10 protein-coding genes are annotated in these 8,877 nt (G+C 61.9%); 7 read left to right on the forward strand and 3 right to left on the reverse strand.

The genetic code is table 11. The features are described 5' to 3' along the window. The first annotated feature begins 162 nt into the window (after window positions 1–162). The 6 genes from DBV10_RS19820 (at window position 163) to DBV10_RS19845 (ending at window position 4,506) form a co-directional block, all read left to right on the forward strand. Entirely contained in the window at window positions 163–372 is a 210-nt protein-coding gene (locus DBV10_RS19820; RefSeq protein ID WP_233589995.1) for a hypothetical protein, read from the forward strand. Then, complete coding sequence (locus DBV10_RS19825; protein ID WP_124515295.1) at window positions 369–1,802, forward strand: TolC family protein; 1,434 nt, start codon at window positions 369–371, stop codon at window positions 1,800–1,802. The genes DBV10_RS19820 and DBV10_RS19825 overlap by 4 nt, the downstream gene beginning before the upstream one ends. A 19-nt stretch (window positions 1,803–1,821) precedes the next feature. Further along, on the forward strand, window positions 1,822–3,234 hold the full coding sequence (locus DBV10_RS19830) for a multicopper oxidase family protein (protein WP_015012917.1): 1,413 nt from the start codon (window positions 1,822–1,824) through the stop codon (window positions 3,232–3,234). Between the two features lie 35 nt (window positions 3,235–3,269). After that, window positions 3,270–3,755, forward strand: a complete 486-nt coding sequence (locus DBV10_RS19835) for a plastocyanin/azurin family copper-binding protein (protein ID WP_056419630.1) — start codon at window positions 3,270–3,272, stop codon at window positions 3,753–3,755. A 38-nt stretch (window positions 3,756–3,793) separates the two neighbouring features. Beyond that, on the forward strand, window positions 3,794–4,135 hold the full coding sequence (locus DBV10_RS19840) for a copper-binding protein (RefSeq protein ID WP_108625381.1): 342 nt from the start codon (window positions 3,794–3,796) through the stop codon (window positions 4,133–4,135). 77 nt (window positions 4,136–4,212) lie between these two features. Beyond that, window positions 4,213–4,506, forward strand: coding sequence for a hypothetical protein (locus tag DBV10_RS19845; RefSeq protein ID WP_124515296.1), 294 nt, complete (start codon window positions 4,213–4,215; stop codon window positions 4,504–4,506). A 157-nt stretch (window positions 4,507–4,663) separates the two neighbouring features. Here DBV10_RS19845 and DBV10_RS19850 read toward each other — a convergent pair whose 3' ends face one another. Both DBV10_RS19850 and DBV10_RS19855 read right to left on the reverse strand, forming a co-directional pair. After that, window positions 4,664–4,855, reverse strand: a complete 192-nt coding sequence (locus DBV10_RS19850) for a heavy-metal-associated domain-containing protein (protein ID WP_056637557.1) — start codon at window positions 4,853–4,855, stop codon at window positions 4,664–4,666. Window positions 4,856–4,915: 60 nt separating this feature from the next. Further along, window positions 4,916–5,350 (reverse strand): Cd(II)/Pb(II)-responsive transcriptional regulator, encoded by a 435-nt coding sequence (locus tag DBV10_RS19855; protein ID WP_108625382.1) that lies wholly within the window; start codon window positions 5,348–5,350, stop codon window positions 4,916–4,918. Between the two features lie 79 nt (window positions 5,351–5,429). On the opposite strand from DBV10_RS19855, the gene DBV10_RS19860 reads away from it, so the two are divergent. Continuing rightward, window positions 5,430–7,751: a cation-translocating P-type ATPase gene (locus tag DBV10_RS19860; RefSeq protein WP_233247171.1), complete on the forward strand. Its 2,322-nt coding sequence runs from the start codon at window positions 5,430–5,432 to the stop codon at window positions 7,749–7,751. Window positions 7,752–7,762: 11 nt separating this feature from the next. Here the strand turns inward: DBV10_RS19860 and DBV10_RS19865 are convergent, their stop codons facing one another. Further along, entirely contained in the window at window positions 7,763–8,818 is a 1,056-nt protein-coding gene (locus DBV10_RS19865; RefSeq protein ID WP_056637549.1) for a DMT family transporter, read from the reverse strand. Window positions 8,819–8,877 lie beyond the last annotated feature (59 nt).

Genomic DNA, 8,877 nt, shown 5'->3' on the forward strand with positions numbered 1-8,877 from the left:
GGCGGAAGCCTTGGGATCACACAATGCGTTGCATCAAGAACGCATGGTGAACCTATGAAAATTTCCTGGCTTTCACGACCTATATCAACCCCCTGGCTAGCCGCCGCGCTAATAGCGCCGTCCCTGGCTCTGGCTCAGATGCCAGAGGGCGAATCCGCCAAGGTGGACTATCAGCTTTCGTACCGATCAGCCCTCTCGGGCTACGAAGCCTACAAAGAGCAATCCGTCCAGCCCTGGAAAGCGGCCAATGACAAGGTGGGCGAGATCGGAGGCTGGCGCACCTATGCCAAGGAAATTCGCCAGACGGCACCCACAACCGGCCAGGACCAACCCGCGCAGGGCCATGACGCACACCACGGGGGCAAACAATGAACCGCCCCTTGCACACGCCCCGCGCCAAACTCGTGATCGCCGTGGCCGCAGTGGCGGTCTTGTCTGGTTGCGCCAGCGTGAATCTGGAGCAGAACCTCACCAGCGCCAATACAGCCGCAAGCGGTTTCACGGACGGCCAGCTTACCTTGGCCCGGGACCAGAGCGAGCGGGACGCCTTGCGCCAGCGCGCTTCGGATCTGCTGGCCAAGCCGCTCAGTCAGAAGGATGCCGTTCAACTCGCACTCGTCAATAGCCCATCCCTGCAGGCCATCGTGGCTCAAAACTGGGCGGACGCTTCCACGGCAGCCCAGTCCGGCCGCATCGCCAACCCCATCCTGAGCCTGGAGCGCGTTCGCCTGGGCAGCGAGACGGAGATCGGCCGCCTCCTGTCCTTCGGGCTGCTGGACCTGCTGACCTTGCCGACGCGCAAAGGCATCGCCGAGCAGCGCATCAAGCAGACCCAGTTGCGCCTGAGCAGCGAGGTAGTGGACCAAGTCACGCAGGTACGTCAGGCATGGGTACGCGCCGTTGCCGCGCAACAAACGCTGGCCTACACCCAACAGGTCGTCGCCAGCGCCCAAGCCAGTGCCGAACTGGCCAAGCGCATGCAGGCGGTGGGCAATTTCAACAAGCTTGACCGTGCACGCCAGCAAGCGTTCTATGCCGACACAGCGACCCAGCTGGCCAGTGCCCAGCACCAAGTCACGGCAGCCCGTGAGGAACTGGTCCGGCTGCTGGGTCTGGACGACAGCCAAGCCCAACAGCTCAAGTTGCCTGAGCGCCTGCCCACACTGCCCAAGGAGCCGCTGTCTGCATCGGACGCGGGCCGCCAAGCGTCTAAGGGGCGGCTGGATCTGCAGATCGCGAAGGCTGACTACGACGCAGCTGCACGCGCGCAAGGCTGGAACAGGATCACGACCTTCACAGACATCGAGTTGGGCGTGCGGCGCGACTCTGTCTTTGATGCCGCCGAGAACACCCACTCCATGCGGCGCGGCTTCGAGATCAGCCTGCAGCTGCCGATCTTCGACTGGGGTGGAATGCGGCGCGACGCCATGAATGCGCAGACCCTGGCTGCGGCCAACCGCCTGGAAGCAACCGCACGCGCAGCGGGTTCGAACCTTAGGGAGAGCTACTCCGCGTACCGCACTGCATATGACATCGCGCGTCACCACCGCGACGAGGTGATTCCCCTGCGAAAAACCATCTCCGAAGAAAACCAGCTTCGCTACAACGGGATGCTGATCAGCGTTTTCGAGTTGCTTGCCGACTCCCGCGACCAGGTGAACTCGGTGATGGCGGCCCTGAACGCCGAACAGCAGTTCTGGCTGGCGGACGCCGCCCTTCAGGCCTCTCTCATCGGCAAGCCCACCAGCGCTGGCGTCTCGGGCGGTGGCGCAGCCGCTGCCGAAGCCGGTGCAGGCCACTGATCCCCTCAAGGAAACCAACATGAATTCAAGAAGAGATTTTTTCCGGTTTGCTGGCATTGCCGGAGGGGCCGTGGCCGCAGCGAGTGTGAGCCGCGTGGCAATGGCCGCACTGCCAGAACCCGTGTACCAGACAAGCGCAGACACCATGGCGCCGCTGGTGCCCAACTCCGGGCGCCCCTACAACCCGGTGGTCACGCTCAACGGCTGGACGCTGCCCTGGCGCATGAACCAGGGGGTCAAGGAGTTCCACCTGGTGGCAGAACCCGTCGTGCGCGAAATGGCCCCTGGCTTCAAGGCCCACCTTTGGGGATACAACGGCCAGAGTCCTGGTCCCACCATCGAAGTGGTGGAAGGCGACCGCGTTCGCATTTTTGTGACCAACAAGCTGCCCGAGCACACCAGCATCCACTGGCATGGACAGCGTTTGCCCAATGGCATGGACGGTGTGGCGGGATTGAACCAGCCCGCAATCCAGTCGGGCAAGACCTTCGTCTACGAATTCGTGGCGCGCCGTCCAGGTACCTTCATGTACCACCCGCACGCCGATGAGATGACCCAGATGGCCATGGGCATGATGGGCTTTTGGATCACGCATCCAAAGACCAAGCATCCGCTGATTGATGAAGTGAATCGAGACTTTTGCTTCCTGCTCAGTGCCTACGACATTGAGCCCGGGGCCGCTACGCCGAAGGTCGCGGAAATGCTGAATTTCAATTTATGGACTTGGAACAGCCGCATCTTTCCTGGCATCGACTCCTTGAACGTCCGGCTCAATGACAAGGTGCGTATTCGCATCGGCAATCTCACCATGACCAACCACCCCATGCACTTGCACGGTCACGAGTTTTTGGTGACGGGCACGGATGGTGGTCCTACACCCAAGAGCACCCGTCTCTATGAAGTGACCACCGACGTGGCCGTGGGCCAGATGCGCCAGATCGAGTTCCTCGCGGACGAAGAAGGTGACTGGGCATTCCACTGCCACAAGAGCCACCACACCATGAATGCAATGGGTCACGACATTCCCACCATGATTGGCGTAGACCACCGGGGCGTGGCCAAGAAGATCAACAACCTGATCCCCGACTACATGGTCATGGGCGAACGGGGCATGGCGGACATGACCGAGATGGAGATGCCCATCCCGGACAACACCATTCCCATGATGACCGGGGAAGGCCCGTTCGGGTCGGTCGAAATGGGCGGGATGTTCAGCGTCGTCAAAGTACGCCGCGACCAGAAACCGGGCGACTACAAAAATCCGGGTTGGTACAAGAACCCAGAGGGCACGGTGGCGTACGAGTACACCGGCCCGATGGCGGAGCCTGCCCGCTTCAAGGCCGAGGGCGGCCAATCCATGCCCCGCAAAGAGAAGTCCAGTTCGGACACTGTCGTCAAGGTCAAAAAGCCGTCTTCGCACAGCGGCCACTGATCGCCTCCTTTCCTCATCCACAACCCAAGGTAACTATGAAACGCACTCTTTCCCTGATCGCCGCCTCCGCCCTGGTGGCCCTGTCCTTCAACAGCTTTGCGGGCGGTACCCACAGCGGCGGTCACGGCCATGGAAGCGAGGAGTCAGCCATCGGCGAACCAGGCAAAGCCTCCAAAGTCAGTCGCACAATCAACGTGGACATGGCTGACACCATGCGCTTCACGCCCGCCGCGATCTCCGTCAAGCAGGGCGAAACGGTCAAGTTCGTGATCAAGAACAGTGGCCAGGTCAAGCATGAGTTCAGCCTGGGCACCGATGCCGAACTCAAGGAGCACTACGAGACGATGAAGAAGTTCCCGGACATGGAGCATGACGAGCCCAGCAAGGTGTCGCTGGCCCCCGGCAAGCAAGGCGAAATCATCTGGCAGTTCACCAAGGCTGGCGAAGTGAAGTTCGCCTGCCTGTACCCAGGCCACTACGACGCAGGCATGAAGGGCCAGGTCACGGTGGTCAAGAAGTAATCGGGGAATCCCTGCACGCAATTGAACAAGGAGCTCGTATGAAAAACGCAAACACTTTATTGATCGGCGCTATGTTGTCGCTGGTCACTCTCATGCCGCTGTCGGCCGTGGCGCAGGCCGCTGGAGACGCCGGAAAAGCCGCATCCACGACCGCAGCCTCCATGACCGATGGAGAGGTGCGCAAGATCGACAAGGACGCCGGCAAGATCACCATCAAGCATGGCGACATCAAGCACTTGGAGATGCCGGGGATGACCATGGTGTTTGCTGCCAAGGACAAGGCCCTGCTCGACAAGACGCAGGTCGGCGACAAGATCCGTTTCATGGTGATCAACGAGGGCGGAAAGATGGTCGTCACCGCCATCGAGCCTGCCAAGTAAGCACAAGGAGTGCCTCGCCGCGCCCTCAAGAAAGGGGGCGCTCTTCTGTTCGCACGTCAACCTACCAAGGAAAAATCATGAAAACTCTCCTTATCGCCCTGGCCATGACCGCCGCATCGTCCGCATTCGCTGCTGGCGACACCCAAGAGGCCACGCCCTACACCAACTCCAAGGCGCAAGCGCATGGCGAGGAACACAAAAAGGCCCGTCCTGCGACCGGTGTGAAGCGGACCAAGGATGGCAGTACGGCGCGGGGTGAAGGCTCTGGCATCGCCGACACCAGCAAGGCCGAAGCCCGTGGTCAGGAAAAGGCCAATGCGCGGGAAGCCATGCCGCACAAGGAAGCCACTCCGGGCTCCACGCCCAAGTAGTTCCGAGACAGAGAGGTGGCAAAAAAGTAGCAACCGCCCAAAGACCTCAGGCCGACCATCGCTGCGTCAAGGCGATGGTCGGCGGCTCCAAGGCGGTTTCAATACCCACCGCGATGAACGTGTGCCGGAGCAGATCTTTTGCGGTACGGACGCGTAGTCAAGAGGGCGGGTAGCCCGCCTCGGTGAGCGCTTCCGCAAGCGTCAGACGGTCTTCAGCACTCTGCACCGTAACCAAGCGCTTGGACATGTCCACCTGCACCTTGCAGCCAGGATCCACCATCTGCAGTGTCTGGTTCACCATCCCTGCGCAGTGCCCGCAGGTCATGTCGGGAAGCTGGAATTCATGCATTTACTTCTCGTGGCAAAGAGTTGAGAGGAGTGCAGTCTCGGACTTGCCACAGTGGCAAGGTCAACCACTTTTTTCTCCATGGCACAGACAGGCCTCACCATGGGCTGCCGCGACAAGCTCGTTAAGAATTCCACAGCTCTGATGCGCATGCTCTCCACTGCATGCTGAGCGCAGCTGCAGCAGTTGCTTTTCCAACGCCATCATGCTGATGATGCGAGCGCGCAGCCGACTTAGCTGGTCATCGATCAAATGGTTGACGTCTGCGCACGCCTCTTGCGGGGCATCCAATGCACCCAATAAGCTCTTTATGTCAGCCAGCGGGATGTCCAGCGCCCTGCAGTGCCGCACAAACGACAACCGCTCCAGGTGGGCCGGAGCGTAGTTGCGATAGCCATTGGCCAGCCGCGCGGGTAGAGGCAAGAGGCCTTCCTTTTCGTAAAAACGGATCGTTTCGGCATCAACGCCTGTTGCGGCGGCCAGTTCCTTGATCTGCATGTTGAGAGCTGGATATTGGGAAGTCTTGACACTGTAGCGACTCCAAGGTTTCCAATCGAGGCATCAAGGAGAGAAATTTATGAAATCCTGCTGCGACGAAGCACAAAAACCAACCTCCCAGGACCCATGCTGCGCTCCAGCCGCTCCCGTCTCTACTCAGCTTGATTCCTGTTGCGCCAGCCCGGTTGCGGCCTCTCCAGATACTTGCTGTACCCCACATTCGCTAGCAACCGCAGCGCCTTCGTTTGCAAATGGGCGTGGCCCCCAGGGAGCCATGTTCCGCATCGAGGCCATGGACTGCGCAGCCGAAGAAAGTGAGATCCGCCGCGCGCTGAAGTCAATTGCCGGGGTGCGCGGCCTGGGGTTTCAGCTCGGCGCACGCACGCTGACCATTGACGCCCCTGATGCTGTGATTCCTCAAGCCTTGGCGGCCATTCGCAAGGCAGGGTTCGACCCGCAGCCCGTGGCAACCGCTGCGGCAACGGGCGAAGCCCCTGGGCGGGCCTCCACCACCGACGAACTCGGGCGTATGGGGTTGGCGCTGGGCCTGGCCGTCTGCGCCGAAGCCGTGGCCTTCTTCTCTCCAGACACGCTGGCCTTCAAGGGCATTGGCATGGCCCTGGCGGCGGCGGCCATCTGGCTGGCGGGCTTTTCCACCTACCGCAAGGGGTTTGCCGCCTTGCTGCAGGGACGGCTGAACATCAATGCGCTGATGACGGTGGCCGTGACCGGCGCGTTTCTCATTGGCCAATGGCCAGAAGCCGCCATGGTGATGGCCCTCTATGCCATTGCTGAATTGATCGAAGGCCGCGCGGTAGACCGTGCACGCAATGCCATCAAGAGCCTGTTGGATCTCACGCCCGAGACGGCCGAAGTACGCCAGCCTGACGGCAGCTGGAAATCGGTGGCCGCTGCACAGGTTCCCGTCAACGCCATCGTCCGGGTCAGGCCGGGCGAGCGCATGCCGCTGGACGGCACGGTGGCCGTTGGGACCAGCGCAGTCAACCAGGCGCCGGTCACGGGAGAGAGCATTCCGGTGGACAAGGTTCCTGGAGATCCCGTGTTTGCTGGCACCATCAACGAAACAGGCACCCTGGAGGTGATGGTCACGGCAGAGGCCAGCAACACCACCTTGGCCCGCATCATTCACTCGGTGGAACAGGCGCAGGGCTCACGCGCCCCCACACAGCAGTTCGTGGACCGGTTTGCTGCCATTTACACCCCGGCTGTGTTCATCATGGCCGTTCTTGTGGCGACGCTCACTCCGGTCTTTATGGACCTGACGTGGGTGGATGCCGTCTACAAGGCTCTGGTACTGCTGGTCATCGCCTGCCCCTGTGCGCTGGTGATCGCAACGCCGGTGACGGTGGTCAGTGGTCTGGCTTCTGCGGCCCGGCGTGGCATCCTCATCAAGGGCGGGGTTTACCTGGAAGACGCGCACAAACTCAAGGCCATTGCGCTCGACAAGACCGGCACGATCACGGAAGGAAAACCCAAACTGGTGGCCCAGCACGTGCTGGCCAGAACGTATCCCGAAACCCAGATTCTGGGCTGGGCGGCGGACCTGGCCGGTCACTCTGACCACCCCGTGTCCAAGGCCATCGCGCAAGGACTGTCTGCTGGCCAGGGCATCGTGGCAGGCTTCACGGCCCTTGCCGGACGTGGTGTGGAAGCCCAGCTTGATGGCCAACCCCTGATTCTCGGGAATCACCGGCTCATCGAGGAACGGGGTCTTTGCAGCCCCGCCATTGAGGCGCTGCTACAGGCACAGGAATCGCAGGGCCGCACGGTGACCCTTCTGGCCAGTCAATCGGAGGTTCTTGCCATCTTTGCGGTGGCCGACACCATCAAGGACAGCTCACGGGAGGCCATCGCCCAGCTATACGCGCTGGGAATCGCCTCGGTCATGCTGACCGGAGACAACCAAGCCACGGCAGAGACCATCGCCAAACAGGCGGGCATCGACCAGGCGCATGGAAACCTGCTGCCAGAAGACAAGCTGTCGGCCATTGAGCAGATGCAGGCCCAGTACGGTGCCACGGCGATGACGGGGGATGGCATCAATGACGCACCTGCGCTGGCACGCGCCGACATCGGCCTTGCCATGGGTGCAGCAGGAACCGACACGGCCATGGAGGCTGCGGACATCGTCATCATGAATGACGATCTGCGCCGCATCCCCGAAGTCATCCAGCTCTCCAGGCGCACGCGGGGCATCCTTCTTCAGAACATCGTGCTGGCGCTGGGTATCAAGACGGTGTTCTTGGTGCTTGCGGTCTTTGGGAACGCGTCGATGTGGATGGCGGTTTTTGCGGACATGGGGGCCAGCCTCCTGGTGGTTGGCAATGGGCTGAGGCTGCTGCGCGGCACGCGCGCTCACGCGGTCCGCGCTGTTGGTTAGATCTAGCGGGTTCAGTGAACGTGCTGATGGTGCACGTCAGGAGCATGGGGATGGGCGTGGGTCACAGGCTCATGGGTGTGCTTGTGGCTGTGGCTGCCAGTTGGCATTACTACGTGCACATGTGCATGGTGCCCATCGTCGTGCCGGTGAGCATGCTCATGCTCCAGCACTTCGTGCGTGTGCTCGTGTCCATGGCTTTCCGCCAGATGGAGCATTACTCCCGCCAACATGAACACTCCACCCAAGAGCATAAACCACCCCGCAGAGCGTTCCCCGAAACCGAAGGCCACGGCAGCACCAATGAAGGGCGCGAAGGCGAACACCGAGCCCGTCCGCGCCGCACCAAATGCCCGCTGGGCCAGGAGGTAACAGCGCAGACTCAGGCCGTAACCAGTGGCTCCAACGGCGAGAAGTCCCAGTGCTGCGGACAGGGAAGGCAAAGGCTCCCCAGTCGAAACAGCCAATGCAGCCGTCGCTGCGGCCCCCAGGGTGGCCTTGGCCATCACCACCTGGCTGGGGTCGCGCTCAGCCAGCCCACGGGACAAGGTGTTGTCCACCCCCCAGGCGACCGTGGCCAGCAGCACGGCAAGCAGCCCCAGCAACTGCACGCCTCCTTGCAGGCCTTGGTCCAGAACGAGCGCCATTCCTCCTGCGAGCAGCAACAGCATGGCGGCCCACACGCGGCGGTCCATGGTTTCGCTGTACAGCCACCATGCCAGCGTGGCGGTGAACAGCGCTTCCAGAGTGAGCATGAGCGACGCGCTGGCTCCGCTCGTGTGCTGCAGGCCCCAGGCCAGGGCCACCGGCCCCAGCGCGGCGCCAAAGCCAGCCATCGCCAGAAGGCGCGGAATGTCGGACCTCTGCACTCGCGCTTCATGCGCAGCAGTCCGCAGCGACAGTGCCCCGATCAGGGCCGCTCCTAAGTACAGCAGCGCTGCGGTCGTGAAGGCCCCGAGCCCTGCGCCCAGCCTCTGTACCGCGGGCGTGCTGATGCCGAAGAGTACCGCCGCCAGCAGGGCGAGAAAGCCACCGCGCAAGGCGGGAAGATGCAAAGGGTCACGCTTCATAGGTGAGGGATTTGAGCACGACATCGGAGTCTGGTAATCCCCAGAGGACTAAACCGCTC

Origin of the sequence: Acidovorax sp. FJL06, from assembly GCF_003852545.1 — a bacterium.
In the GTDB taxonomy this organism is placed as follows: domain Bacteria; phylum Pseudomonadota; class Gammaproteobacteria; order Burkholderiales; family Burkholderiaceae_C; genus Acidovorax.

Excerpts from the sequence above, each read along its gene's own strand:
- DBV10_RS19825 (WP_124515295.1), top strand. The coding sequence starts at position 369 with ATGAACCGCCCCTTGCACACGCCCCGCGCCAAACTCGTGATCGCCGTG.
- DBV10_RS19830 (WP_015012917.1), top strand. The coding sequence starts at position 1,822 with ATGAATTCAAGAAGAGATTTTTTCCGGTTTGCTGGCATTGCCGGAGGG.
- DBV10_RS19835 (WP_056419630.1), top strand. The coding sequence starts at position 3,270 with ATGAAACGCACTCTTTCCCTGATCGCCGCCTCCGCCCTGGTGGCCCTG.
- DBV10_RS19840 (WP_108625381.1), top strand. The coding sequence starts at position 3,794 with ATGAAAAACGCAAACACTTTATTGATCGGCGCTATGTTGTCGCTGGTC.
- DBV10_RS19845 (WP_124515296.1), top strand. The coding sequence starts at position 4,213 with ATGAAAACTCTCCTTATCGCCCTGGCCATGACCGCCGCATCGTCCGCA.
- DBV10_RS19850 (WP_056637557.1), bottom strand. The coding sequence starts at position 4,855 with ATGCATGAATTCCAGCTTCCCGACATGACCTGCGGGCACTGCGCAGGG.
- DBV10_RS19855 (WP_108625382.1), bottom strand. The coding sequence starts at position 5,350 with ATGCAGATCAAGGAACTGGCCGCCGCAACAGGCGTTGATGCCGAAACG.
- DBV10_RS19860 (WP_233247171.1), top strand. The coding sequence starts at position 5,430 with ATGAAATCCTGCTGCGACGAAGCACAAAAACCAACCTCCCAGGACCCA.
- DBV10_RS19865 (WP_056637549.1), bottom strand. The coding sequence starts at position 8,818 with ATGAAGCGTGACCCTTTGCATCTTCCCGCCTTGCGCGGTGGCTTTCTC.